Annotated in this window: 27 protein-coding genes; 22 read left to right on the top strand and 5 right to left on the bottom strand. The window is 69.5% G+C overall.

All coding sequences use genetic code 11. The annotated features are described in order from the left end of the window. Nucleotides 1–47: 47 nt before the first annotated feature. The gene (locus C8K38_RS01415) at nucleotides 48–1,091 is read left to right on the top strand and encodes an esterase/lipase family protein (RefSeq protein WP_257016980.1); all 1,044 of its coding nucleotides are present in this window, start codon (nucleotides 48–50) and stop codon (nucleotides 1,089–1,091) included. A gap of 24 nt (nucleotides 1,092–1,115) precedes the next feature. Here the strand turns inward: C8K38_RS01415 and C8K38_RS01410 are convergent, their stop codons facing one another. Beyond that, the gene (locus C8K38_RS01410; RefSeq protein ID WP_097209887.1) at nucleotides 1,116–2,306 is read right to left on the bottom strand and encodes a dipeptidase; all 1,191 of its coding nucleotides are present in this window, start codon (nucleotides 2,304–2,306) and stop codon (nucleotides 1,116–1,118) included. Nucleotides 2,307–2,620: 314 nt separating this feature from the next. Here C8K38_RS01410 and def point away from each other — a divergent pair, with 314 nt between their 5' ends. From def to C8K38_RS01395, 3 genes are read left to right on the top strand one after another with little or no spacing between them, the layout of a single operon-like run. Beyond that, nucleotides 2,621–3,160 carry a peptide deformylase gene (gene def / locus C8K38_RS01405; protein ID WP_097209886.1) on the top strand — a complete coding sequence of 180 codons (540 nt, stop codon included), beginning with the start codon at nucleotides 2,621–2,623 and terminating at the stop codon, nucleotides 3,158–3,160. A gap of 1 nt (nucleotide 3,161) precedes the next feature. After that, nucleotides 3,162–4,085: a methionyl-tRNA formyltransferase gene (gene fmt, locus C8K38_RS01400; RefSeq protein WP_097209885.1), complete on the top strand. Its 924-nt coding sequence runs from the start codon at nucleotides 3,162–3,164 to the stop codon at nucleotides 4,083–4,085. Then, on the top strand, nucleotides 4,082–5,548 hold the full coding sequence (locus C8K38_RS01395; protein ID WP_097209884.1) for an RsmB/NOP family class I SAM-dependent RNA methyltransferase: 1,467 nt from the start codon (nucleotides 4,082–4,084) through the stop codon (nucleotides 5,546–5,548). Before fmt ends, C8K38_RS01395 begins: the two co-directional genes overlap by 4 nt. A 9-nt stretch (nucleotides 5,549–5,557) precedes the next feature. Here the strand turns inward: C8K38_RS01395 and C8K38_RS01390 are convergent, their stop codons facing one another. Then, nucleotides 5,558–5,914: an Rv2640c family ArsR-like transcriptional regulator gene (locus C8K38_RS01390; RefSeq protein ID WP_097209980.1), complete on the bottom strand. Its 357-nt coding sequence runs from the start codon at nucleotides 5,912–5,914 to the stop codon at nucleotides 5,558–5,560. Between the two features lie 90 nt (nucleotides 5,915–6,004). Between C8K38_RS01390 and C8K38_RS01385 the strand changes: the two genes are divergently transcribed. Further along, nucleotides 6,005–6,490 (top strand): ArsI/CadI family heavy metal resistance metalloenzyme, encoded by a 486-nt coding sequence (locus tag C8K38_RS01385; protein ID WP_097209883.1) that lies wholly within the window; start codon nucleotides 6,005–6,007, stop codon nucleotides 6,488–6,490. Nucleotides 6,491–6,505: 15 nt separating this feature from the next. Here C8K38_RS01385 and C8K38_RS01380 read toward each other — a convergent pair whose 3' ends face one another. Further along, entirely contained in the window at nucleotides 6,506–7,156 is a 651-nt protein-coding gene (locus C8K38_RS01380) for a hypothetical protein (RefSeq protein ID WP_097209882.1), read from the bottom strand. A 62-nt stretch (nucleotides 7,157–7,218) separates the two neighbouring features. Between C8K38_RS01380 and C8K38_RS01375 the strand changes: the two genes are divergently transcribed. The 8 genes from C8K38_RS01375 (at nucleotide 7,219) to C8K38_RS01340 (ending at nucleotide 12,760) form a co-directional block, all read left to right on the top strand. Further along, nucleotides 7,219–7,575, top strand: coding sequence for an MmcQ/YjbR family DNA-binding protein (locus C8K38_RS01375; protein WP_097209881.1), 357 nt, complete (start codon nucleotides 7,219–7,221; stop codon nucleotides 7,573–7,575). Nucleotides 7,576–7,586: 11 nt separating this feature from the next. After that, the gene (gene rpe / locus C8K38_RS01370; RefSeq protein WP_097209880.1) at nucleotides 7,587–8,270 is read left to right on the top strand and encodes a ribulose-phosphate 3-epimerase; all 684 of its coding nucleotides are present in this window, start codon (nucleotides 7,587–7,589) and stop codon (nucleotides 8,268–8,270) included. Nucleotide 8,271: 1 nt separating this feature from the next. Then, nucleotides 8,272–9,363 (top strand): bifunctional diaminohydroxyphosphoribosylaminopyrimidine deaminase/5-amino-6-(5-phosphoribosylamino)uracil reductase RibD, encoded by a 1,092-nt coding sequence (gene ribD / locus C8K38_RS01365; protein WP_097209879.1) that lies wholly within the window; start codon nucleotides 8,272–8,274, stop codon nucleotides 9,361–9,363. Between the two features lie 13 nt (nucleotides 9,364–9,376). Continuing rightward, a complete protein-coding gene (locus tag C8K38_RS01360) occupies nucleotides 9,377–9,988 on the top strand; it encodes a riboflavin synthase (protein ID WP_097209878.1) in 612 nt (203 codons plus the stop codon). Between the two features lie 93 nt (nucleotides 9,989–10,081). Next, a complete protein-coding gene (locus tag C8K38_RS01355) occupies nucleotides 10,082–11,335 on the top strand; it encodes a bifunctional 3,4-dihydroxy-2-butanone-4-phosphate synthase/GTP cyclohydrolase II (protein WP_097209877.1) in 1,254 nt (417 codons plus the stop codon). Beyond that, a complete protein-coding gene (gene ribH / locus C8K38_RS01350) occupies nucleotides 11,332–11,829 on the top strand; it encodes a 6,7-dimethyl-8-ribityllumazine synthase (RefSeq protein WP_097209876.1) in 498 nt (165 codons plus the stop codon). Before C8K38_RS01355 ends, ribH begins: the two co-directional genes overlap by 4 nt. Continuing rightward, nucleotides 11,826–12,275 (top strand): PH domain-containing protein, encoded by a 450-nt coding sequence (locus tag C8K38_RS01345; protein ID WP_097209875.1) that lies wholly within the window; start codon nucleotides 11,826–11,828, stop codon nucleotides 12,273–12,275. Before ribH ends, C8K38_RS01345 begins: the two co-directional genes overlap by 4 nt. Before the next feature lie 224 nt (nucleotides 12,276–12,499). Next, on the top strand, nucleotides 12,500–12,760 hold the full coding sequence (locus C8K38_RS01340) for a hypothetical protein (RefSeq protein WP_143548365.1): 261 nt from the start codon (nucleotides 12,500–12,502) through the stop codon (nucleotides 12,758–12,760). A 24-nt stretch (nucleotides 12,761–12,784) separates the two neighbouring features. On the opposite strand, the gene ggt is transcribed toward C8K38_RS01340, so the two are convergent. Then, complete coding sequence (gene ggt / locus C8K38_RS01335) at nucleotides 12,785–14,710, bottom strand: gamma-glutamyltransferase (protein ID WP_097209979.1); 1,926 nt, start codon at nucleotides 14,708–14,710, stop codon at nucleotides 12,785–12,787. Between the two features lie 131 nt (nucleotides 14,711–14,841). On the opposite strand from ggt, the gene uvrC reads away from it, so the two are divergent. The 8 genes from uvrC to C8K38_RS01295 all read left to right on the top strand — a co-directional run bounded on the left by uvrC (nucleotide 14,842) and on the right by C8K38_RS01295 (nucleotide 23,641). Beyond that, nucleotides 14,842–16,983 carry an excinuclease ABC subunit UvrC gene (gene uvrC / locus C8K38_RS01330; protein ID WP_097209873.1) on the top strand — a complete coding sequence of 714 codons (2,142 nt, stop codon included), beginning with the start codon at nucleotides 14,842–14,844 and terminating at the stop codon, nucleotides 16,981–16,983. 29 nt (nucleotides 16,984–17,012) lie between these two features. After that, complete coding sequence (gene rapZ, locus C8K38_RS01325) at nucleotides 17,013–17,879, top strand: RNase adapter RapZ (RefSeq protein ID WP_077041525.1); 867 nt, start codon at nucleotides 17,013–17,015, stop codon at nucleotides 17,877–17,879. Next, nucleotides 17,876–18,892, top strand: coding sequence for a gluconeogenesis factor YvcK family protein (locus tag C8K38_RS01320; RefSeq protein WP_097209872.1), 1,017 nt, complete (start codon nucleotides 17,876–17,878; stop codon nucleotides 18,890–18,892). Before rapZ ends, C8K38_RS01320 begins: the two co-directional genes overlap by 4 nt. Beyond that, complete coding sequence (gene whiA / locus C8K38_RS01315) at nucleotides 18,883–19,866, top strand: DNA-binding protein WhiA (RefSeq protein WP_077041526.1); 984 nt, start codon at nucleotides 18,883–18,885, stop codon at nucleotides 19,864–19,866. Before C8K38_RS01320 ends, whiA begins: the two co-directional genes overlap by 10 nt. Nucleotides 19,867–20,050: 184 nt before the next feature. Beyond that, the gene (gene gap / locus C8K38_RS01310) at nucleotides 20,051–21,070 is read left to right on the top strand and encodes a type I glyceraldehyde-3-phosphate dehydrogenase (protein WP_077041527.1); all 1,020 of its coding nucleotides are present in this window, start codon (nucleotides 20,051–20,053) and stop codon (nucleotides 21,068–21,070) included. A gap of 6 nt (nucleotides 21,071–21,076) precedes the next feature. Continuing rightward, on the top strand, nucleotides 21,077–22,288 hold the full coding sequence (locus C8K38_RS01305) for a phosphoglycerate kinase (RefSeq protein ID WP_097209871.1): 1,212 nt from the start codon (nucleotides 21,077–21,079) through the stop codon (nucleotides 22,286–22,288). 3 nt (nucleotides 22,289–22,291) lie between these two features. Beyond that, nucleotides 22,292–23,077 carry a triose-phosphate isomerase gene (gene tpiA / locus C8K38_RS01300; RefSeq protein ID WP_097209870.1) on the top strand — a complete coding sequence of 262 codons (786 nt, stop codon included), beginning with the start codon at nucleotides 22,292–22,294 and terminating at the stop codon, nucleotides 23,075–23,077. 114 nt (nucleotides 23,078–23,191) lie between these two features. After that, nucleotides 23,192–23,641, top strand: coding sequence for a nitroreductase family deazaflavin-dependent oxidoreductase (locus tag C8K38_RS01295; RefSeq protein WP_257016976.1), 450 nt, complete (start codon nucleotides 23,192–23,194; stop codon nucleotides 23,639–23,641). A 69-nt stretch (nucleotides 23,642–23,710) separates the two neighbouring features. Here C8K38_RS01295 and C8K38_RS01290 read toward each other — a convergent pair whose 3' ends face one another. Further along, entirely contained in the window at nucleotides 23,711–24,601 is an 891-nt protein-coding gene (locus C8K38_RS01290; protein ID WP_257016975.1) for a tyrosine-protein phosphatase, read from the bottom strand. Nucleotides 24,602–24,852: 251 nt separating this feature from the next. On the opposite strand from C8K38_RS01290, the gene secG reads away from it, so the two are divergent. Further along, the gene (secG, locus tag C8K38_RS01285; RefSeq protein ID WP_097209867.1) at nucleotides 24,853–25,086 is read left to right on the top strand and encodes a preprotein translocase subunit SecG; all 234 of its coding nucleotides are present in this window, start codon (nucleotides 24,853–24,855) and stop codon (nucleotides 25,084–25,086) included. Nucleotides 25,087–25,143 lie beyond the last annotated feature (57 nt).

Here is a 25,143-nt window from a genome sequence, read left to right as displayed (position 1 = left end):
CGCCCGGTGGTCCCGGGGCCGCGGCCACCGCGCGCATGATGTGGATCGTGAACCGGATCGATACGAGGGCGTCAGGGGTGGGAGCGGGTCGCAGGGTCGTCGCGATCATCTCGCTGACGTGCGCCGCCGCCGTCCTCCCGCTCTCGTCCGCTGACGCCCAATCCAGCACGACCCAGGGCGCCGGGTCGATCTCCGAGGTCCCCGAGAATCGCGGGCCTGTGCAGGCGACCCATGTCGACGCGGCCGCCTTCGCCCGAGAGCATCCCGGCACGACCCCGCCCGGATCGAACGACTTCTCCTGCAAGCCATCCGGCGCGCATCCGCGTCCGGTGATCCTCGCGCACGGCACCGACGCGAACGCCTACTCCGACTGGTCCGCGATGTCGCCCGCGCTCAAGGCGGCCGGGTACTGCGTCTTCGCCCTCAACTACGGGGGCAGGCCCGGCGGGGACTCGTTCGGGACCGAGGACATGCGGATCAGTGGTCAACAGACCGCGGACTTCGTGCAGCGGGTGCGCGCAGCAACAGGAGCCGAGAAAGTCGACCTGGTCGGCTTCTCCCAGGGCGCGACGGTGACGAGATACTTCGTCAACCGGCTCGGTGGGGCCGCGGCGGTCGAGCGGTGGGTCGGGGTGGCGTCGCCGTCGTACGGCGGGATCTTTTACGGGCTGGCTCCGGTCGTCGACGGAATCCCTGGCGGGGCCGAGGCCATCGAGGCCGTGCTCGGACAGGCCGTCGGCCAACAGATCCAGGGTTCACCATTCCTGGACGCGCTGAACGAGCCCGCCGACACCGTCCCGGGCGTGAGTTACACCACCATCGGCACCCAGTACGACGAGATGATCCAGCCCGCGTCGAATGTCGCCCTGCGCGGCCGGGGCGCGACGAACGTCACCATCCAGGCGCTGTGCCCGGAAGACCGGACCGGACACATGAACATGGTCTACGACCCGTTCACCATCGGCCTCGTGCTCCGTGCGCTCGATCCCGGTGCCCCGGAACCGGTCTGCGCCCCGGTGGCGCTGGGGACCGGGATCCCCGAGATGATGTACGAGAGCAACTTCGGTGGCGGCAGCAGCGACGGCAGTTGACCCGGTCGTGCGTGCCGCGGCGTCTCAGCCGGCGGGCAGCACCTCGCCCATCACGCGCAGCGTGTTGCCGCCCATGATCGCCCGGATCTCGTCGTCGCTGCGGCCGCGGTCGCGCAGCTCCTGGGTGATCACCGCGATCTCGCTGGTGTCCCAGGCGACCGTGGTCGCTCCGTCGTAGTCACTGCCCAGCGCCGCCGTCGCGAGGCCGCCGACCTCGATCACGTGCTCGATCGCGTCGACTACGGCGGCCGGGGTCAGCTCGCACACGGCCGCGTCCCAGTAGCCGATACCGACCACGCCGCCGGTGGCCGCCACCCCGCGGATCTCGTCATCGGTGAGGTTGCGGTTGACGTTGCAGGTGGCCTGCACGCCGCCGTGGCTCGCGACGAGGGGCCGCGTCGCACGCTCGAGCATCTCCTTGATTGCCGGGTGGCTGGCGTGGGCGATGTCGACGATGATGCCGCGCCGCTCCATCTCCGCGAAGACCGTCCGTCCGAGATCGGTCAGGCCGCCCTTGGCCTCACCGTGCATCGAGCCGGCCGCCTCGTTGTCGAAGAAGTGGGTGAAACCCGCCATCCGCATGCCTGCGTCGTAGAGCGCGTCGAGGTTCTCGGCCTTGCCCTCGAGGTTCTGCAGACCCTCGACCGAGAACAGGGCGCCGGTCACGTTCTGTCCCGCCGCGCGGTCCGCGAGCAGCGCCGCGAGCTCCTCTCGCGTCTTCACGAACCGGAGCTGACCGTCCGAATCCGCTGCCGCGTTCTCGAGCTTCTCCGCGTGATAGAGCGATCGCTGGAGAAGCGAGCCCCAGGTCCGCGGCGGCTGCAGCTGGGCGATCGTGAGGAGCTCGATGTTGTCGGTCTCGTCCGAGTTGGCGTCGTAGTTCTGGCCCTTCGGCGACTTGGAGACGGACGAGAAGACCTGCAATGCCACGTTGCCGTCCTGGAGGCGAGGCAGGTCCATGTGGCCCCGGCCGGAACGCTTGAGGAGGTCGCGATCCCACATCAGGGTGTCCGAGTGCATGTCCGCGATCTGCAGGCTGTCGTGGAGGCTCCGCGTCTGCGCGGTCACCTCAGGAAGATCGGCGGGCACCACCTTGTTCATGCTCCGCTCGATGGCGCCCGGCGCGATGGTGAAGAAACCGACGAGTGCCACGACGATCAGGACCAGGGAACCGAGCAGGACACGACGGGGCCACTTGCGCTTCGGGGACGACATGCCGCGAATCCTAAGGTGCGCGAACCAGTTTTGATCGAGTGTTGTGGGAACCCGAACGGATGCCGAGATCGGCCACGGTGGTTCCCGCCACTGTGACCTCCATCTGAGTTGGAACTTCACGGTCGGCGCACCGAAGTTCGGCACTCGGATTGCGCCAGGGCCCAGTCAATACCCCTTCGGGTGCGGTGTACATCACCGCGGCCGGAGTGTTTCTCGTGGTCGTGGAGCGCGCGGGTGTCATGGGGGACCCGCGGGCTTCCCTAGACTGTTCGTGACGTCGGACCAGACATGACGAGAACCGTGGGAGCAGATTCGTGAGTATTCAGCCCGTTCGCCTGTTCGGCGATCCCGTTCTGCGAACCCGCGCGGACGAGGTGGTCGACTTCGACCGGGAACTGCACAAGCTCGTCGCGGACCTCGAGGACACCATGGACGATGAGGGCGGGGCAGGTATCGCGGCACCTCAGATCGGCGTGAGCCTGCGGGTGTTCGCCTACAACTGCGGGGGCGCCGCGGGACACCTGATCAACCCGACCGTTCGCGTGATCGGTGACGAGGTCCAGACCGGGGTCGAGGGATGCCTGTCGATTCCGGGCGTGCGCGCCGAGTGCACCAGGGCGATGAACGCCGTCGCCACGGGCTTCTCGAAGTACGGCGAGCCGATCACGATCGACGGCACCGGGATCCTGGCCAGGTGTTTCCAGCATGAAACCGATCATCTCGACGGGGTCCTGTTCCTGGACCGGCTGGACCAGGAGGCCAGGAAGGACGCCATGCGCACCATCCGTCAGTCGCAGTGGTTCGGTACCCCGGAGCCGGCGCAGGCCGGTCCGTTCGGCAGGACGGTGCGCTGACATGCGGATCGTCTTTGCCGGTACCCCCGAGCCCGCCGTGCCGTCATTGGCACGGCTGCTGAAGTCCTCCCGGCACGAGGTGGTCGCGGTCGTGACCAGGCCGGACGCCGTCGCCGGTCGGGGCAGGAAGGTCGCCCGATCGCCGATCGGGCAGCTCGCAGACGAGCACGGCATCGAGGTGCTCACGCCAGCGCGAGCCTCCGACTCGCAGTTCCTGGATCGGCTGCGCGCACTCGAGCCGGACTGCTGCCCGGTGGTCGCCTACGGCGCGCTGCTGCCGCGACCGGTGCTTGACGTGCCGCGGCACGGTTGGGTGAACCTGCACTTCTCCCTGCTGCCCGCGTGGCGCGGAGCCGCGCCCGTGCAGGCGGCGATCGCCGCGGGCGACGACATGACCGGCGCGAGCGCCTTCCTGTTGGAAGAGGGTCTCGACACCGGGCCGGTGTTCGGGGTGATGACCGAGCGAATCCGCGACACCGACACCGCGGGCGAGTTGCTCGGCCGCCTCGCGGAGGGCGGCGCGGTGCTGCTCGAGTCCGTGCTCGACGGCATCGAGGACGGCGCGACGACGCCGGTGCCCCAGCCGACCGAGGGCGTGTCGCACGCGCCGAAGGTGACCGTCGAATCGGCCCGGATCCGGTGGGATCAGCCTGCGCAGGCGGTCGATCGGCTGGTCCGGTCGGTAACCCCAGCGCCCGGTGCGTGGACGCAGGTGGGGGAGCTGCGGCTCAAGGTCGGTCCGGTGCAGGTCACCGACGAGACCCTGGAGCCGGGACAATTCCTGGTCCGCAAGGACGGCTGCTATGTCGGAACCGCGACGACCGCGGTCCGGCTGAGTCAGGTTCAGCCACAAGGTAAGAAGGCCATGGCGGCCGCCGATTGGGCGCGGGGAGCGCGCCTCGAACCCGAGGTGCGTGCACTGTGACCGAATCCCGTAGGCCCGCACGAGGAAAGCGCGATCAGTCGCGCGGCGGCGACAAGCAGGGCGCGAAGGGCGGCCCGAACACCCGGCCGCGCCAGGCCGGCAGGCCCGACCCGTCCGCGAGCGGGGTCGATCGGCCCCGGGTCGCGGCCCGCGACGTGCTGCGCGCGGTGCGCGAGCGCGACGCCTACGCAAACCTGGTGCTGCCCGGTCTGCTTCGCGACCGGAAGATGGACGGCCGGGACGCGGCCCTGGCGACCGAGCTCGCCTACGGGGCCTGCCGCGCGCAGGGCCTGCTCGACGCCGTCATCGCCAGCGGCGCGGGACGGCCGATCGACGAGATCGACGGACCTCTGCTCGATGTGTTGCGCCTTGGCACCTACCAGCTGCTGCGCACCCGGGTCGCCCCGCACGCGGCGGTGGCCACCTCGGTGGACCTGGTCCGCAGCGAATTCGGTGGCGGCAAGGCAGGTTTCGTGAACGCGGTGCTGCGCCGGGTGGCCGAGAAGAGCGAGGAGCAGTGGGTGTCCGAGCTGGCGCCCGATGCGAGCTCGGACCCGGTGGGACACCTGGCCTTCGAGTACGCGCATCCGGTCTGGATCGCGCAGGCGTTCGCCGATGCGCTCGGCCCTGACGCGGGCGAGATCGAGCGGGTGCTGGCGGCGGACGACGCCCGGCCGTCGGTGCATCTGGTGGCGCGACCGGGGGAGATCTCGGCGGAGGAGCTCGCCCTGGTGACCGGGGGCGAGATCGGCCCCTACTCGCCGTACGCGGTGCACCTCGACGGCGGCGACCCCGGCCAGCTCGACGCGGTCCGCGAGGGCCTCGCGGGTGTGCAGGACGAGGGCAGCCAGCTCGTGGCCAGGGCGCTGGCGCTGGCGCCGCTGCTCGGTGCCGACGGTGGACGCTGGCTCGATCTGTGCGCTGGACCGGGCGGCAAGGCGGCGCTGCTCGGCGCCCTCGCCGATATCGAGGGCGCGCGGCTGGATGCCGTCGAGCCGGCCGAGCACCGGGCGGACCTGGTCCGCAAGACGACCAAGGGCCTGCCGGTGGACGTACACGTCGCGGACGGTCGGGAACCCGGCCTCGCACCCGGATTCGACCGGGTGCTGGTGGACGCGCCGTGCACCGGCCTCGGCGCGCTGCGGCGTCGCCCCGAGGCGCGCTGGCGCCGTCAGCCCACCGATGTGGCTGCGCTGGTCAAGCTGCAGCGCGAGCTCCTGGCGTCGGCGATCTCGCTGGTCCGGCCCGGTGGGGTCGTCCTGTACTCGACGTGTTCCCCGCACCTGTCGGAGACCGTCGGCGTGGTCGCCGACGCGGTCCGTAGGCACGGCGTCGTGGCGCTGGACACCAGGGAACTGGTGCCGGGCGTGCCCGAGCTGGGTGACGGTCCCGGTGTGCAGCTGTGGCCGCACCGGCACGGCACCGACGCGATGTTCATGGCGGCGCTGCGCAAGCCGGAGTAACCGGACCGGTCAGCAGCAGTTCGGGTCGAGCACGAGGCGCAGCGCCTCGAGCGAGTCGGCGCGGGCGCGGTAGTAGACGTTCATGCCGCGCCTCGTCGACTCGACCATGCCCGCCTTCTTCAGCTGGGCGAGGTGGTGGCTGGCCGTGGACTCGGTCAGCTCGATCGCCGCGGCGAGGTCGCAGGTGCAGGCCTCGCCGTCGGGGTTGGTGAGCAGGATCGACATCAGCTTGATCCGGGTCGGGTCGGCGAGCGCCTTGAGTCGCAGCGCCACGTGCAGCGCGGCCTCGTCCGTCATCGGGCCCGCCGCCACCGGGGCGCAGCAGATCGGTGCGGACACATCCAGCAATGGCAGGGCCTTGGGCATGCCGTCCATCATGCCAGTCTGTTGACATATGTCAAAAAGGTGCCATAGTTGGCGGTATCTAATTCGATATATGTCTCACTGGAGGTTCTCATGTCCCGAGTACAGCTCGCCCTCAACGTCGACGACCTGACCGAATCGGTCGCGTTCTACTCGAAGTTGTTCAACACCGAACCGGCCAAGCTGCGCGAGGGCTACGCGAACTTCGCCATCGCCGAGCCGCCGCTGAAGCTGGTGCTGCTGCAGAACCCAGGCAAGGGCGGCAGCATCAATCACCTTGGCGTGGAGGTGGAATCGAGCGAGGTGGTGCACGAGGAGATCGCCCGGCTGACCGGCGAGGGCTTGTTCACCGACGAGGAGATCGGCACCACCTGTTGCTTCGCGACCCAGGACAAGGTGTGGGTCACCGGCCCCGCGGGCGAGAAGTGGGAGGTGTACACGGTGCTCGCCGACAGCGAGACCTTCGGCACCGGACCGTCCTCGCTCGAGTTGGCCGCGAGCGCGGCACCCGCTGGCGGAGTGTGCTGCGCCTCGACGTCGGCGGAGGAAGCCGCGCCCGCGCAGGGCTCCTGCTGCTGAACCGGCCCGGCCGGGTCAGGACACCGGGGCCGGCGCTCCATCCGCGTGGATGGAACGCCGGCTCAGCAGCGCCGCGGCGAGGAAGCACAGCGCGCCGAGGAAGGTGCCCAGGTTCGCCCAGAACAGGCTGAGGAGGTCGCCGGTCGTGGGAAGCGCGTACGCGCCGACCGCCGACAGCCCGAAGAAGACCGAGCCGAGCATGTTGAGCCAGGTGCCGTGCCAGGTGCGGGCGTGGGTGTCCCACAGGGTGTGGCGATCCCTGGTGGCCACGACGGCGAGTCCGCTGGAAACCAGGAAGCAGATCGATCCGAAGGCATCTGGGCGCCAGCCGTCCGACAGGTGCGCATCGGCATCCATGACCGTGAGCAGGGCCTCCGTCGTGCTCACGTTGAAGCAGAGCGTGCCTGCGAACTGGATGGCGGCGGCCCACCAGTCCGCCCGGTCGGCGGGGTTCGTGCCGCGCCGAGGCGGCTGCCTGCCGCTGAGGACGAGCTGGATCAGGGCGGCGAGGGTGAAGAAGATGGCGCCGACGAAGAACGTGAGGTTGGTGGCCACCACGCCGACCGCCTCGGCGTACTGCGGTACCGCCCCGACGGCGAAGAAGATCGATCCGATGGCGAATCCCCACGCCTCGCGCCGGAGGCGGATGATGCGGTCGCGCGTCACCGTTCGAGCGTAACTGCCCATACGTCCAAGCCCGGGGATGCTGGCGGGTGCAATCTGAACTCATGCACACCTGGGAAGACGTCGTCGACATCGCGGAGCGCCTGCCGGAGGTCGAGGTGTCCACCTCGTACAACACCCCCGCGCTCAAGGTCGGCGGCAAGGGGTTCGCGCGGCTGCGCAGCGAGGCTGAGGGCGGGCTGATGCTGCTGTGCGCACTGGAGGAGAAGGAGGCGCTGCTGGCCTCCGGCGACCCCGCGTTCTTCACGACGCCGCATTACGACGGCTACGGCGCGATCCTGGTCGACCTAGAACGGGTGGATCGGCAACAGCTGATCGAACTCGTGGCCGAGGCCTGGCGGATCAGGGCGCCCGCGAGGTTGCGCAAGCGCCACGTCGAAGAGGCTTCGCGCACCAACTAAGCTGGCGACTTGTGGCTCACCCGATGATCGCTCCGTCCATTCTTTCCGCAGACTTCGCCCGGCTCGCCGAGGAGGCCGCCGCCGTGGCCGGTTCCGACTGGCTGCACGTCGATGTCATGGATGCGCACTTCGTGCCGAACCTGACGCTCGGGCTCCCCGTCGTGCAGAGCCTGCTCAAGGCGACCGACATCCCGCTCGACTGCCACCTGATGATCGACAACCCCGGCCGCTGGGCGCCGCCGTACGCGGAGGCGGGCGCACACAACGTCACCTTCCACGCCGAGGCCACCGACGATCCGATCGCGGTCGCGCGCGACATCAGGGCGGCGGGCGCGAAGGCGGGCCTCAGCGTCAAGCCCGGCACCCCGATCGAGCCCTACCTGGAGATCCTCAAGGAGTTCGACACCCTGCTCGTGATGAGCGTCGAGCCCGGCTTCGGCGGGCAGTCCTTCATGGCCGAGGTGCTGAGCAAGGCGCGCGCGGTGCGCAAGCTGGTCGATTCGGGTGAGCTGACCCTGCTGGTCGAGATCGACGGCGGGATCAACACCGACACCGTCGAGGCGGCCGCGGAGGCGGGCGTCGACTGCTTCGTCGCCGGCTCGGCCGTCTACGGGGCCTCGGACCCGGCGGAGGCCGTTCGCGCGCTGCGCGCGCAGGCCGCGTCGGCCTCGCCGCACCTGACCCTGGCCCACTAACGTGCCCGGTCCCCGTCGCGCCCCCGGGTCGGAGCCGACCGAGTCCGAGTCGGCGGCATTGCGGCTCGCCGTCGATGCCGCCGAGCGGGTGCGCGGGACCACCAGCCCCAATCCGCCGGTCGGCGCCGTGATCCTCGACGAGAGCGGCGCGGTCGTCGGCGTCGGGGCGACCAGCCCGGTCGGCGGACCGCACGCCGAGGTGATGGCGCTGCGCGCCGCGGGCAGCCGGGCCAGGGGCGGCACCGCGGTGGTCACCCTCGAGCCCTGCAACCACCAGGGCCGGACCGGCCCCTGCGCGCTCGCCCTGATCGAGGCCGGGGTGTCCCGGGTGCTCTTCGCGGTGGACGATCCCCATCCGCAGGCCGCGGGCGGCGCGCAGACCCTGCGTTCGGCGGGGATCGACGTGCTGCCCGGTTTCGGTGCCCACGACGTCGAACTCGGGCCGCTGCGCGCCTGGCTGCACCGCCAGCGCACCGGACGATCCCATGTCACCTGGAAGTTCGCCGCGAGCCTCGACGGACGCAGCGCGGCGGCCGACGGCACCAGCCAGTGGATCACCGGCCCCGAGGCGAGGGCGCGGGTACACCGGGAGCGCGCCAAGCTTGACGCCATCGTGGTCGGCACCGGCACCGTCCTCGCCGACGACCCGTGGCTGACCGCCCGCAATCCGGACGGCAGCCTCGCCGATCACCAGCCGGTGCGAGTGGTGGTGGGGGAGCGCGAGATCCCGGCCTCGGCCCGGGTGCTCGACGACGCGGCGCCGACCCTGGTGCTGCGGACCCGTGACCCCCGCGAGGTGGTCGAGGCGCTGGCCGATCTGCCCGATGTCCTGCTCGAGGGCGGACCCCGTCTGGCCGGCGCGTTCCTCGAGGCGGGATTGGTGGACCGGATCCTGGCGTTCCTCTCACCGGTACTGCTCGGCGCGGGGGCGGCCGCCGTAGAGGATGCTGGGGTCACGAACATCGCGCAGGCGCTCCGGTTCCACCGGGAGTCCGTCGAGACGCTCGGGCCGGATCTGCTGCTGAGCCTGACGCCCGGCGACCGCGGCGTGCGAGCCGAGGACGAGAATGAACAGAACAGCACCAACAACTGAGGAGCGGACTGAAGTGTTCACCGGGATCGTCGAAGAACTGGGTGAGATCGTCGCCAAGGAGGACCTGGCCGATGCCGCCCGCTTCACCGTGCGTGGCGCGCTGGTGACCTCCGATGCCGGGCACGGCGACTCGATCGCGGTCAACGGCGTCTGCCTGACCGTGGTGGAGGTGCTCGGCGGCGACTCCTTCACCGCCGATGTGATGGCGGAGACGCTGAACCGCTCCAGCCTCGGCGCGCTGGACGTCGGCAGTCGGGTGAACCTGGAGCGGGCCGCGGCGCTGAACAGCCGCCTCGGTGGCCACCTGGTGCAGGGACACGTCGACGCCACCGGATCCGTCATCAGCCGGTCGCCGTCGGAGAACTGGGAGGTCGTCCGGATCTCGCTGCCCGACACGATCGCCCGCTACGTGGTGGAGAAGGGCTCGATCACGGTCGACGGCGTCTCGCTGACCGTGTCTGCCCTCGGTCGCGACGCGGACGGCGGCGAGTTCTTCGAGATCTCGCTGATCCCCACCACCCTCGAGATGACCACCCTCGGCGGTGCCGCCCCCGGTACCCCGGTGAACCTGGAGGTGGACGTGATCGCGAAGTACGTCGAGCGTCTGCAGACCGCCGGCCGGTAGCCGAATTTCGGGCCCGAGGAGTCGGGGTCGTACTGTTGAGGTGCACTTACGGGTGCACGGAGAGCTATTCATGACTTTGATGGAGCGCACCACGTGACCAGGTTCGACAGTATCGAGCGCGCAGTCGCCGATATCGCCGCAGGCAAGGCCGTCGTCGTCGTCGATGACGAGGACCGCGAGAACGAGGGCGACCTCATCTTCGCCGCCGAGAAGGCGACCCCGGAGCTGGTGGCCTTCATGGTCCGCTACACCTCCGGTTACCTCTGCGTCCCGCTCGACGGTGACGACTGCGACCGACTCGGCCTGCCGCCGATGTTCTCCAGCAACCAGGACAAGCACGGCACCGCGTACACGGTGACGGTCGACGCCAAGGAAGGCATCGGCACCGGCATCTCGGCCTCCGACCGCGCCGCCACGATGCGCCTGCTCGCCGACCCGAACTCGGGCGCGAGCGATTTCACCCGCCCCGGCCACGTGGTGCCGCTGCGCGCCAAGGAGGGCGGCGTGCTGCGCAGGCCAGGCCACACCGAGGCGGCCGTCGACCTGGCCCGGATGGCTGACCTGCGTCCCGCGGGCGTCATCTGCGAGATCGTCAGCCAGAAGGACGAGGGCCACATGGCCCAGACCGACGAGCTCCGGGTCTTCGCCGACGATCACAACCTGGCCATGATCTCGATCGCGGATCTCATCGCCTGGCGTCGCAAGCACGAGAAGCACGTGGTGCGGATCGCCGAGGCGCGGATCCCGACCAACCACGGCGAGTTCAAGGCCGTCGGCTACCAGAGCATCTACGACGAGGTCGAGCACGTGGCCCTCGTGCGCGGCGACCTGGCCGGTCCGGACGGCGACGGCAGCGACGTGCTGGTCCGCGTGCACTCGGAGTGCCTGACCGGAGACGTGTTCGGTTCGCTTCGGTGCGACTGCGGCCCGCAGCTCGACGCGGCGCTCGACATGGTTGCCCAGGAGGGTCGAGGCGTCGTCCTGTATATGCGCGGTCACGAGGGCCGGGGCATCGGCCTGATGCACAAGCTGCAGGCGTACCAGCTGCAGGACGCGGGATCCGACACCGTCGACGCGAACCTGGAACTCGGGCTGCCCGCGGATGCCCGCGACTACGGCATCGGCGCGCAGATCCTCGTCGATCTCGGCATCTCGTCCATGCGGCTGCTGACGAACAACCCGGCCAAGCGGGTCGGGCTGGACGGCTACGGCCTGCAGATCACCGAGCGGGTGCCGATGCCGTTGCGCGCCAACGCCGAGAACCTCACCTACCTGCGCACCAAGCGGGACCGGATGGGTCACGACCTGATCGGTCTCGACGACTTCGAGAGCGGGGGCGCGGTATGAGCGGCGAGGGGCTGCCACAGCTCCAGCTCGACGAGGCGAAGGACCTCAAGCTCGCGATCGTGGCCGGGCAGTGGCACGCCGAGATCTCCGAGGCCCTCGTCGCGGGCGCGCAGCGGGTGGCCGAGCAGGCCCAGCTCGAGGACGTCACGCTCGTCCGCGTCGCCGGCGCCATCGAGCTGCCGGTGGTGGCGCAGGCGCTGGCCCGCACCCACGACGCGGTGGTCGCGCTCGGTGTCGTGATCCGTGGCGGCACCCCGCATTTCGAGTACGTCTGCGACGCCGTCACCGCCGGCCTCACCCGGGTCTCCCTCGACGAGAGCACCCCGGTCGGCAACGGGGTGCTCACCACCGACACCGAACAGCAGGCCAGGGACCGCTCCGGACTCCCCGGCTCCGTCGAGGACAAGGGCGGTCAGGCCTGTGCCGCCGCGCTCGACACCGCGGTGACGCTCCGTCACCTGCGTCAGCCCTGGACAGAGCAGTCGTTCCGATGAGCGCGTGGGAGATGGACGTACGGTCCAAGCGGTCCGCCCGCTACGCGATGGCGGTCGCGGCTGTGTTCGTGCTGGTGTTCGTCGTGCTCGCGGTGCTGCTGCGCAGCTCGGCGACAGGCGTGTACTTCCGGCTGATCGATCAGCTCGCGATGGTCGGCATCGGCGGGATCCTCGCCGGCGGCGCGCTGCTGCTGACCCGCCCGCGGCTACGCGCCAACGCCAGTGGAGTCTCGGTGCGCAACGCGTTCACCGAGCGGTTCGTAGAGTGGGATCTGGTGCGCGGCCTGACCTTCCCGGGCGGGGCGGCGTGGGCGCGGATCGAGCTGCCCGACGACGAGTACATCCCGGCCATGGCGATCCAGGCGAACGACCGTGAGTACGCCGTGAACGCGGTCAGGAAGTTCCGCGAACTCGAATCGAAATACGCGCAGGCGGACGCCGAATAGATCTGCCAGGCGCCCCGCTCGACCACCACGGCCCGACGTGCCAAGAGCGCGTCGGGCCGTTCTCGTATCCGAAAAGGTGTGTCCCATCCCACGTCCGGATCGGCCCGAGTTCACGCGGCTGTGACCTTTTGGTGCGTACCAGCCCACTAATGTGGATCGAGTCAAGTACGTCGAATTCGAGACCGCTCGGATCGGGTGCCCGACTCAATTGCATTGGAGGTCCAGTGGAAATCCTCCTTGTCCTCGCATGCGGCCCGATGATCATGGCCGCCATCTACGTCGCGATCAGCGCGGTCTACTTCGTCGAGCTCCGTCGGCTCGACCGCGCCCGCGCCGCCGTGACCGCCGCGTCCCAGCCGTCCGGTTGTCAGCCGTCCCAGCGGCTGGCCGACCTCCGTCGGGCCGACGGTCGCCGCGCCCCCGCAGGGCGTGGCAACCAGCCGCACGCACCGAGTCGGCGGAAATTGGTCTCCACCTCCGCGTAAGTCGCTGCGCCCCTGGCACTTCGGCTACCCGACGACGTCGCCGGTCACCGCGCCCTCCCGGCGCGGGTCCGCGCCGCCGATCCAGCCCTCGTCGTGACGCCCCAGCACGCTCAGCCCACTCGATTGCGGTTCCGTCGAAACCTGGTGGCCCATCTCGGTCAACGCCCGCACCAGTGGGTCCGTGGCGCCATTGTCGGCGGCCTCGATGTTGGGGTGCTCGCCGCCGACGTTCGTTTTCGGTGTGTTCGCCGCGCCGAAATCGACCATGGACACGGCCTGTTGCGGGTCGAGTTCCCAGTCGAGCATGCCGACCAGCGTCTTGACCACGAACTGGATGATCACGGAGCCGCCGGGGGACCCCACGGCCAGCAGCACCTCGCCGCGGTGCCCGTTGCCCCGCTCGAACACCAGGGTCGGGGCCATCGAACTGCGCGGCCGCTTTCCCGGCTCCACCCGGTTGGCGAGCGGCGAACCGTCCGGCGCGGTCGGCTGCGCGGAGAAGTCGGTCAGCTGATTGTTGAGCAGGAAGCCGTCGACCATGTGGAAGGAGCCGAACGCCGACTCGATGGTGGTGGTCATCGCCGCGACGTTGCCGTACCGGTCGGCCACGGTGATCTGACTGGTGCCGTGGTCGTTGCCCGGCTGCGTACCCATGGCGACCGGGCCGAAGTCGCCGGGCTGGGCGGTGCCCATGCTCCGGCGCGGGTCGATCAGCGCCGAGCGGCCCCGCAGGTAGTCCGGATCGATCAGGGTGTCGGGGGAGTTGCCAGGCAGCGGCACGAAGTCCGAGTCGGCGACGTACTTGTCCCGGTCCGCGTAGGCCAGTCGTTCCGCCTCGGCGATCAGGTGTACGCCCGTGGCGTCGGGTTCGCCGCCGTCCGCATCGAGCGCCGTCGGCGGGTACGCCGACAGGTCGAAGTTGCTCAGGATCCCCAGCGTGGCGGCCACCGCGGTGCCGCCGGACGACGGGCTCGGCATCCCGCAGACCTCGCGCCCTCGGTAGTCCGTACACAGCGCGGTGCGCTTCTTGGCCTGGTATCCCGCGAGGTCCGCGGTGGTCATCGCGCCGGGTGTGCGACCTCCGCTCGGGTCGTCGGTCGCCGCCACGATCGCCTCGGTGATGGGCCCCGTGTAGAACGCGTCGGCACCCTCCGCGGCGATCACCCCCAGCGTCTTCGCCATCGCCGGGTTCGTCAACACGGTGCCCTCCGGTTTCGGTGACCCGTCCGGATTGAGGAAGTACGTCCGCGCATCCTCGTCGACGGCCAGGTCCCTGGCCGAGCCCGCGATCGAGCTCGCCATCCGGGGACTGATCTCGACCCCGTTGTCCGCGAGCGCGATCGCGGGCTCGAACAGGGTGTCCCATGGCTGCTTTCCGTGTTCGCGATGGCTCATCTCCAGCATGCGCAGCACCCCGGGAACGCCGATCGAGCGGCCGCTCGCCCGCGCCGAGGGTGTCGGCTCGGTCCGGTTGGCGTCGTCGATGAAACGCAGGTAGTTCTCGGTGGCGGCCATCGGCGCGGTCTCACGTCCGTCGTAGGCGTCGACGGTCCCGGTCGCCGCGTCGTGGTACAGCAGGAAGGCCCCGCCGCCGATGCCCGACGACTGCGGCTCGACCAGACCGAGCACGGCCTGCGCCGCGATCAGCGCGTCCGCCGCGGTGCCGCCGTCGTCGAGTACCCGGCAAGCGGCCTCGGTGGCGACGGGGTTCGCGGTGGACACCGCGAACGTGGCCGTCGTGACGGGGGTCATCCCGGCGCGGTATCCGGTGGCGATCTCGGGATGAGTGGACAGGTTCGCGCTGGTGGGCGGCTGGGTCAGGGGTGCGGCGGCGATGGGCGTGCCGTTCGCCGCGATGGTGCACGGGCCTGCCGCACCGTCGTCGGTGGCGGAGCATCCGACCGCCAGCGTCAGTGTCAGGACCGTCGCGGTCGCCGCGGCGAGACGCATCGCATCGCCTGTGCTCACACCGATCACCCCAGAACGAGTGGCCTACGTGCCCCGGCTTCCGACGCTAGCAGGCGAAGGGGCCCTCGGTGCGGCTGTCCGGGGTGGTCGGTGGGGACGACTAGCCTGGTGTTGTGCCCGATCCAGCCACCTATCGCCCCGCCCCGGGAACCATTCCGGTGGCGCCAGGCGTCTACAAGTTTCGCGATCCTCACGGCCGGGTCATCTACGTCGGTAAGGCGAAGAGCCTGCGGAGCCGGTTGAGCTCCTATTTCGCGGACGTCGCGTCCCTGCATCCGCGCACCCGGCAGATGGTCACCACCGCGGGCAGCGTGGAGTGGACCGTGGTCGGCACCGAGGTCGAGGCGCTGCAGCTCGAGTACAACTGGATCAAGGAGTTCGATCCACGCTTCAACGTCCGCTACCGGGACGACAAGACCTATCCGGTCCTGGCGGTGACCCTGAACGAGGAGTACCCGCGACTGTTCGTGTACCGCGGTCCGCGCCGAAAGGGAGTGCGGTACTTCGGTCCGTACGCGCACGCCTGGGCGATCCGCGAGACGCTCGACCTGCTGCTCCGGGTGTTCCCGGCCCGCACCTGCTCGGCCGGTGTGTTCAAGCGGCACAACCAGATCGGCAGGCCCTGCCTGCTCGGCTACATCGACAAGTGCTCGGCCCCGTGCATCGGCCGGGTCAGCGCCGACGAGCACCGGCGCATTGTCGAGGACTTCTGCGACTTCCTGTCCGGGCGCACCGACAAACTGGTGCGCGAGCTCGAGGCGAAGATGCTGCGCGCCTCCGACGACCTGGACTTCGAGAGCGCGGCGCGGCTGCGCGACGATCTCGGGGCGCTGCGCAAGGCGCTGGAGAAGCAGGCGGTGGTGCTCGGCGACGGGACGGACGCCGACGTGGTGGCCTTCGCGGCCGACGAGCTCGAGGCCGCGGTCCAGGTGTTCCACGTCCGGGGCGGCCGGGTGCGCGGTCAGCGCGGCTGGGTGGTCGAGCGCTCCGGGGAGAGTGGATCCGAAGACCTGGTCGAACAGTTCCTGACCCAGTTCTACGGCGAACAGGCCGCGATGACCGATCAGCCCGGGCTGACCGCGGACAAGACGACGGTGGTGCCGCGCGAGGTGCTGGTGCCGGAGTTGCCGCCGAACGCCGAGGAACTCCAGGTCTGGCTCAGCGGCCTGCGGGGGTCGGCGGTGACCCTGCGGGTGCCGCAGCGCGGCGACAAGAAGGCCCTCGCCGAAACGGTGCAGCGCAACGCCAAGGAGTCGCTCGCGCAGCACAAGCTCCGCAGGGCGGGCGATCTCACCTCGAGATCGGCGGCGCTGCAAGGGATTCAGGAAGCGCTCGACCTCGACCAGGCGCCGCTGCGGATCGAGTGCGTGGACATCAGTCACGTCCAGGGCACCGACGTGGTCGCCTCGTTGGTGGTCTTCGAGGACGGCCTGCCCCGCAAGTCCGACTACCGGCACTACTCGATCAAAGAGGCTGCGGGGGACGGTCGTTCGGACGACGTGGCCAGCATCGCCGAGGTCACGCGTCGACGTTTCCTGCGGCACGCGGCGGACGTGGCAGGTACGGACGCCGCCGGCCATGCGGACGCGGGCGACGGGGGAGACCAGGCGCCCGAAGCGGCACTCGACCCGCAGACCGGTAGGCCGCGGCGGTTCGCCTATCCGCCGAACCTGTACGTCGTCGACGGTGGCGCGCCACAGGTCGCGGCGGCGGCGGCCGTCCTGGATGAGTTGGGGATCACCGATGTCGCCGTCGTCGGCCTCGCGAAGCGGCTCGAGGAGGTCTGGGTGCCGGGCGACGAGGACCCGGTGATCCTGCCGCGCACCAGTGAATCGCTGTACCTGCTGCAGCGGGTGCGCGACGAGGCACACCGATTCGCGATCACCTTCCATCGGAGCAAGCGTTCGCGTCGGATGACGGCCTCGGCGCTCGACTCCGTCCGCGGGCTCGGCGAGGCCAGGCGCACCGCGCTGGTCACCCATTTCGGGTCGGTGGCCAAGCTCAAGCAGGCGACCGTGGAGGAGATCATCGAGGTGCCCGGGATCGGGGTCACCACCGCGAAGGCGGTGCTGGTCGCGCTCGGGGCCGAACCCGATCCGGCACTAGCCGCGACATCAATGGGCGCGGATGACCCGGTGGTGGACGCCGCGGTGGGGGATGATGGTCCCAGCGTGACCGCCACGACGGCGGGTGAGGGTGAGTTCGGGGGCTCCGACCAGCACGGAAACGGACTGAGGAGGGCGGGAGTCGAGTGAGTGACGTGACGGGGCAGGGGGAGTCGGACATGGAGGTGGCGTTGGTCACCGGCCTGTCCGGCGCCGGAATGAGTACCGCGGCGAACGTGCTCGAGGATCTCGGTTGGTACGTCGCGGACAATCTGCCGCCCGAACTGATCTCCCGGATGGTCGACCTCGGCCTCGAACCCGGATCGCGTATCCCCAAGCTCGCCGTCGTGATCGATGTCCGGAGTCGCCGGTTCACCGGCGACCTCGTCTCGGTCATCAAAGAGGTGGAATCGAAGGCGACGCGGACCCGGGTGCTGTTCCTGGAGGCGACCGATCAGGTGCTGGTCCGACGGTTCGAGCAGGTCCGGCGCAGCCACCCGCTGCAGCAGGACGGCGTCGACGGCACCCTGATCGAGGGGATCGAGGCCGAACGGGTGCAGCTCGCGCCGGTCAAGGCCGACGCGGACCTGGTGATCGACACCTCGTCGCTGTCGGTGCACGAGCTGCGGCAGAAGATCGAGTCCGCGTTTGGCGGCGAGACGACCGGGGCGATCGCGATCACCGTGCAGTCCTTCGGTTTCAAATACGGGCTGCCGATGGATGCTGATCTCGTGTGCGACGTGCGGTTCCTGCCGAATCCGCACTGGATTCCGGAACTGCGCGAACACACCGGGCGGGATGCGGCGGTGAGCGACTACGTCCTCTCTCAGGACGGCGCAAGGGACTACCTGGACACCTACCGGCATTTGTTGGAGTTGACGACCAACGGATACCGTCGGGAAGGCAAGCGTTACATGACAATTGCGGTGGGGTGCACCGGCGGGAAGCATCGGAGTGTGGCAATGACTGAGGCCCTTGCGGGCATGTTGGAGCGGGAGCAGGGTGTGACCGTCAAGGTCGTGCACCGGGACCTGGGGCGCGAATGACGTCCGACTCCTTCGCGGAGGTTCCCGCCGGCCCCACGATCGTTGCCCTCGGCGGCGGTCACGGTCTCTACGCCACCCTCGGTGCAGCGAGGCGAGTGAGCTCCGACGTCACCGCGGTCGTGACGGTCGCAGACGACGGCGGCTCCTCGGGTCGGCTGCGGTCCGAACTCGGCGTGATCCCGCCCGGCGACCTTCGGATGGCGCTGGCAGCTTTGGCGGCGGACACACCCGAGGTGCGGACCTGGACGGCGACGCTGCAGCACCGCTTCGGCGGCACCGGCGCGCTCGCGGGTCACTCGGTCGGCAACCTCATCCTGGCCGGGCTCAGCGAGGTGATGGGCGGCACCGTCGCCGCCCTCGACGAGATGGGCCGGGTGCTCGGCATCCACGGTCGCGTGCTGCCGATGTCGCCGATCGCGCTCGACATCGAGGCCGACGTGGTGGGTCTGGAGAGCGACCCGCGGGTCAGTCGGTGCATCCGCGGGCAGGTGGCCGTCGCCACCACTCCGGGGAAGGTGCGCCGTGTGCGGTTGCTGCCGCCGGATCCACCTGCCTGCCCCGAGTCGGTCGCCGCCATCGAGCGGGCCGACCTGGTGCTGCTCGGTCCCGGCTCCTGGTTCTCCAGTGTCATCCCGCACGTGCTGGTGCCCGAGCTGGTGCAGGCCCTGATGGAGACCAGGGCGCGCAAGACGCTGATCCTGAACCTGGTGGCCGAGCCGGGCGAGACGACGGGGTTCTCGGCGGAGCGCCATCTGCACGTACTGTCCCAGCATGCGCCCGAGCTGACGGTCGACGACATCATCGTCGACTCGGCGTCGGTGCCGGAGGGCAGCGAGCGCGACTATCTTCACCGGGCCGCCCAGCTCCTGGGGGCCGAACTGACCTACGCCGACGTTGCGGACAACGGCGGTGCGACACACCACGCGGGCAAGCTCGCCGCGGTCCTCGACCGCCTCGCGGTGCCGAAGGAACGCCAGACAACCCCCGGAAGGGAGACCACTTCGTGGCAATGACAGCGGAGGTCAAGGACGAGCTGAGCCGGCTTGCGGTGACCCAGGTCTCCGCCCGCAAGGCCGAGGTCTCGTCCCTGCTTCGGTTCGCGGGCGGGCTGCACATCGTCGGTGGGCGCGTGGTGGTCGAGGCGGAGGTGGACCTCGGCAACACCGCGCGCCGGCTCCGCCGCGAGATCTTCGACCTGTACGGCTACTCCTCCGACGTGCACGTGCTCGGCGCGGGCGGGCTGCGCAAGAGCTCCCGCTACATCGTGCGGGTGGCCAAGGAGGGCGAGGCCCTCGCACGCCAGACGGGTCTGCTGGACCTGCGTGGCCGTCCGGTGCGTGGGCTGCCCGCCCAGGTCGTCGGCGGCAGCGTCGTCGACTCGGAGGCGGCGTGGCGGGGTGCGTTCCTCGCGCACGGCTCGCTGACCGAGCCCGGTCGTTCCTCGGCACTGGAGATCAGCTGCCCTGGCCCGGAGGCGGCGCTCGCACTGGTCGGCGCGGCTCGCAGGCTCGGTGTGGCGGCCAAGGCCAGGGAGGTCCGCGGCACGGATCGGGTCGTGGTGCGCGACGGCGAGGCGATCGGCGCGCTGCTCACCCGGATGGGCGCCCAGGACACGAGGCTGACCTGGGAGGAGCGCCGGATGCGCCGGGAGGTCCGGGCAACGGCGAACCGGCTGGCGAACTTCGACGATGCGAACCTGCGGCGGTCGGCGCGGGCCGCGGTCGCCGCGGCGGCGCGGGTCGAGCGGGCCCTGGAGATCCTCGGCGACGACGTGCCCGATCATCTCGCCGCCGCGGGCAGCCTGCGGGTGCAGCACCGGCAAGCCTCGCTGGAGGAGCTCGGCCAGCTGGCCGATCCGCCGATGACGAAGGACGCGGTCGCGGGCCGGATCCGTCGCCTGCTGTCGATGGCGGACCGCAAGGCGAAGGACACGGGGATCCCGGACACGGAGTCCGCGGTGACCGCCGACCTGCTGGACGAGGCGTAGCGCAGCGGAGCCGACCATCGGCACTGAGGCGTAGCGCGGCGGAGCCGGCCGTGTATTGAGCCTCACCTCGGGTGCAGTGGGTGATCCATCCCACTGGGCCACCTGTCTTTGCGTCCCGCGCGGAGCACTAGTGTGGGGCACACATCTGATCGATGAACACTGAGAATGGTCAAAGGAGCGAATTGTGACTGTCCGGGTAGGCGTGAACGGCTTCGGTCGTATCGGACGTAACTTCTTCAGGGCGGTCGATGCGCAGAAGGCGCTCGGCACCACCGACATCGAGATCGTGGCGGTCAACGACCTGACCGACAACGCGACCCTCGCCCACCTGCTCAAGTACGACTCGATCCTGGGCCGTCTGCCGTACGACGTCTCCCTCGACGGCGACGACACCATCGTCGTCGGCGACCAGCGGATCAAGGCGCTTGCGCACCGCGGCCCGCTGGACGAGCTGCCCTGGGGCGACCTGGGCGTCGACGTGGTCGTCGAGTCCACCGGCATCTTCACCGATGCGGCCAAGGCCAAGGGTCACCTCGAGGCCGGCGCCAAGAAGGTCATCATCTCCGCGCCCGCCAAGGGCGAGGACATCACCATCGTGATGGGCGTCAACGACGACAAGTACGACGGCAGCCAGAACATCATCTCCAACGCCTCGTGCACCACCAACTGCCTCGGCCCGATCGCCAAGGTCCTCGATGACGAGTTCGGCATCGTCAAGGGCCTGATGACGACGATCCACGCGTACACCCAGGACCAGAACCTGCAGGACGCCCCGCACAGCGACCTGCGTCGCGCCCGCGCGGCCGCCCTGAACATCGTTCCCACCGGCACCGGTGCGGCCAAGGCCATCGGCCTGGTCCTCCCGCAGCTGCTCGGCAAGCTCGACGGCTACGCGCTGCGGGTGCCGATCCCCACCGGCTCGGTCACCGACCTCACCGCGAACCTGCGCAAGTCGGCCACCGCCGACGAGATCAACGCCGCGATGAAGGCCGCCGCCGAGGGCCCCCTCAAGGGCATCCTCAAGTACACCGACGCGCCGATCGTGTCCTCGGACATCGTCACCGACCCGCACTCGTCGATCTTCGACTCGGGCCTGACCAAGGTGATCGACGACCAGGTCAAGATCGTCTCCTGGTACGACAACGAGTGGGGCTACTCCAACCGTCTGGCGGACCTCATCGGTCTCGTCGCGAAGTCCCTGTAGATCCACGTGGCTGTTCAGACACTGAAGGATCTGCTGGACGCCGGGGTCGCGGGCCGCACCGTGCTGGTGCGCTCGGACCTCAACGTCCCGCTGGACAACGGCACGATCACCGACCCGGGCCGCATCATCGCGTCCGCACCGACGATCCGCACGCTGGCCGAGGCAGGCGCCAAGGTCATCGTGATGGCGCACCTGGGCCGCCCCAAGGGCGAGCCCGACGCGGCGCTGTCGCTGGCACCGGTCGCGGCCCGGCTCGGCGAGGAGCTCGGACGCAACGTGCAGCTGGCAGGCGATGTCGTCGGACAGGATGCGCTGGCCCGTTCCGAGGGACTCACCGACGGCGACGTGCTCCTGCTGGAGAACATCCGCTTCGATCCCCGTGAGACCAGCAAGGACGACGCCGAGCGGGAATCCCTCGCCAAGGCGCTCGTGGAGCTGGTCGACGGCGACGGCGCGTTCGTCTCCGACGGATTCGGTGTGGTGCACCGCAAGCAGGCGTCGGTTTACGACGTGGCGAAGCTGCTGCCGCACTACGCGGGCGCCCTGGTCGCGACCGAGGTCGAGGTGCTGCAGAAGCTGACCGAGGACTCCGAGCGGCCTTACGCGGTGGTGCTCGGCGGCTCGAAGGTCTCCGACAAGCTGGCCGTGATCGAGGCGTTGGCCACCAAGGCCGACACCCTGGTCATCGGCGGCGGCATGTTCTACACCTTCCTCGCCGCGCAGGGGGTGTCCGTCGGTAACTCGCTGTGCGAGGAGTCGATGATCGACACCTGCAAGTCGCTGCTCGAGCGGTACGCCGACGTCATCCACATCCCGCAGGACGTGGTGATCGCCGACTCGTTCTCCGCCGACGCGGAGTCGAAGACGGTGTCGGTGCTCGAGATCCCGGACGGCTGGATGGGCCTGGACATCGGACCGGAGTCGGTGGAGCGCTTCGCGGCGATCCTGTCCGGCGCCAAGACGGTGTTCTGGAACGGGCCGATGGGCGTGTTCGAGTTCGAGAAGTTCTCGGCAGGCACCAAGGGTGTCGCCGAGGCGATCATCGGGGCCACCGGCAAGGGCGCGTTCAGCGTCGTCGGCGGCGGCGATTCCGCGGCCGCGGTGCGGCTGCTCGGCCTGCCCGAGGACGGCTTCTCGCACATCTCGACCGGCGGCGGCGCCTCCCTGGAGTACCTCGAGGGCAAGGCCCTTCCCGGCATCGAAGCGCTGGAGGGCTGAGCGATGGCACGTAAGCCGCTCATCGCGGGCAACTGGAAGATGAACCTCAACCACTTCGAGGCCATCGCCCTGGTGCAGAAGATCGCGTTCTCGCTGCCCGCGAAGTACTTCGACAAGGTCGACGTGACGGTGATCCCGCCGTTCACGGATATCCGCAGCGTGCAGACGCTGGTCGAGGGCGACAAGCTCCTGCTCACCTACGGTGCGCAGGATGTCTCCGCTCACGATTCCGGCGCCTACACCGGCGAGATCAGCGGTGCCATGCTGGCCAAGCTGGGCTGCACCTTCGCGGTGGTGGGCCACTCGGAGCGTCGCACCCTGCACGGGGAGTCGAACGAGACGGTGCTCGCCAAGACCAAGGCGGCGCTGAAGAACGGCCTGACCCCCATCGTGTGCATCGGTGAGGGTCTGGAGATCCGCGAGGCAGGCAATCAGGTGGAGTACAACCTGGAGCAGCTGCGTGGATCCCTCGCCGGCCTGTCCGCGGACGAGATCGCCAAGGTCGTCGTCGCATACGAGCCGGTGTGGGCCATCGGCACCGGCCGGGTGGCGACTCCGGCGGATGCGCAGGAGGTCTGCAAGGCGGTTCGCGGCGAGCTCGCGACGCTGGCGTCGGCGGAGGTCGCGGCGGGCGTTCGCGTCCTCTACGGCGGCTCGGTGAACGCGAAGAACGTCGGCGAGATCGTCGGCCAGTCGGACGTGGACGGTGCCCTCGTCGGCGGCGCCTCGCTCAAGGCTGACGAGTTCGCGACGCTCTCGGCGATTGCTGCGGGCGGTCCGCTGCCGTGATCTGACGGTCGCAGAACGAACGCCGGTGGGCGCGTGGTCTTCGGATCGCGCGCCCATCGGCGTTTTATGTGTCGAGAGGTAACATTTAGTTGTCGTCGACTAGAGGAGCGTCCGGTGAAGTTCGAGGAGATCCCCGCGGTCAAGAAGATCGGGGTCCAGGTGTTGAAGGCGCATCAGTGGGTCTACGAGCGCACGAACGGCCGGATCGGCCACCGGATCCTCGGGGTGCCGTGCCTGCTGCTGGACACCGTCGGCGCGAAGACCGGGCAGGCGCGGGTCAACAGCCTCACCTATGTGCAGGACGGTCGGGACTACGTGGTGGTGGCCCCCAACGGCGGCGCACCGCGATCGCCCGGCTGGTACTTCAACCTGCGGGCACGTCCGGATGCCTCGGTCCGGGTCGGCACCACCACCGTGCCGGTCACCGCCCGCCTGATCGGGCCGGAGGACGCGGACTACGCGCGGCTGTTCGCGGCGGCCGACGCGAACAACGGCGGCCGCTACAGCGGCTACCAGCGGCACACCGACCGCCCGATCCCGCTGGTCGTGCTCACCCCGCGGTAGCGGAACGCGGAACGCCGGTGGGCGCGTGGCTTCGGGCCGCGCGCCCACCGGCGTTCCGCGAGGGTCACATCAGCGGAGCAGCTTGGCCTTCAGCTTGCCGATGGTGGCCTGATCCAGGCCGAGGCCGTCGGTCAGGTACTTGTCGACGGTGCCGTAATCCGCCTTGACCTGGTCGAGGCCGGCCTGCAGGAAGCTCGACTCGACGGTGACCAGTGGGATGAAGTTGACGTATGCGTCACCGAATGCGCGCTTGAGGCCCTCGGTGTTCTTGGCGATCGAGTCCTTGGCGTACTCGTTGGTCAGCAGGTAGTCGTCCATGATCGTCTGGCTCGACACGCCCGCGATGCTGAGCAGCAGGGCCGAGGTCCAGCCGGTGCGGTCCTTGCCCGCGGTGCAGTGGAAGACCTGGCCGCCGTCGGTGTTCGCCATGTCGGTGAGGAGTTCGTTGAACTTCGACCGCTCGACCGAACCAGTGACGAAGGCGCGGTTCATGTCCTGCATCATCTTCCGGGCGTCCTCGGGGGACTTGATCTTCCCGAGCATCTCGTTGATGTTGCCGGAGAGGATCGGGATGCGCTTGTAGGTGACGCCTGCGGGCAGCACGTCCTGCTTCTGGGCGACCTCGTCGTCGGCGCGGAGGTCGTAGACGGTGGAGAGCTTCAGTCCGGTCAGCGTCGCCATGTCGGCGTCGTTCGGGACGATCGCGTTGGCGCGGTAGAACAGGCCCTTGTTGACGTTCTTGCCGTGCGCTCCCGCGTACCCGGCTCCGGTGCCTGCGACATCGCGGAAGTTGTCGATGCTGGCGAGCCGCGGTGCGTCCGGCGCGGTCTGGCCGGCGCCGACGCTACTGAGGCCGGCGGACCCGGAGTTGAGCAGTTCGGCGAGCGCCGGGGGAAGGATCGGGTCGGCCTGCGCGAGCCCGGCGCCGCTGAAACCGGCGAGCAGCACTCCGCTCGTCACCAGCAGAGATCCCGCGATCCTGGAACCGTGTCGAGACATGAAGAACCTTCCGGTCGGATTTGTGGTCTGTCGGGAGGCGAAGGTAGTCACGTGGGCGCTCCGCTGTCTCGAATGACGGCCGTTCCTCCCGCTCAGCGGTCACAATTCGTGTTGGACGGCTCACAATCCGGTCCGATACGAGTCCATGGCGGGCCGAACGGTAGGCTTGGGCGACTTGTGGCCGTATCCGTCAGCGAAGGCGTGGAGAATACATGGAACTGTTCCTGGACATCCTGCTGGTGATCACCAGCCTGCTGCTGATCCTGCTGGTGCTGCTGCACCGTGGTAAGGGCGGCGGCCTGTCCAGCCTGTTCGGCGGCGGCGTGCAGTCCAGCCTGTCCGGTTCCACGGTCGTCGAGAAGAACCTCGACCGGCTCACCGTGTTCACGGCCATCATCTGGCTGATCGCGATCCTCGGCATCGGTCTCCAGATCAAGTACAGCTGACGACACCACCGCATCTGGGCGTCCTGATCCTGCCGGGACGGGGCTGAGCACCGATAC

Source organism: Rhodococcus sp. OK611 (assembly GCF_003050885.1).
GTDB lineage: Bacteria > Actinomycetota > Actinomycetes > Mycobacteriales > Mycobacteriaceae > Rhodococcus_G > Rhodococcus_G oryzae.
The sequence above is the reverse complement of the archived record's forward strand: the minus strand, read 5'-3'. Positions and strand labels throughout refer to the sequence as shown.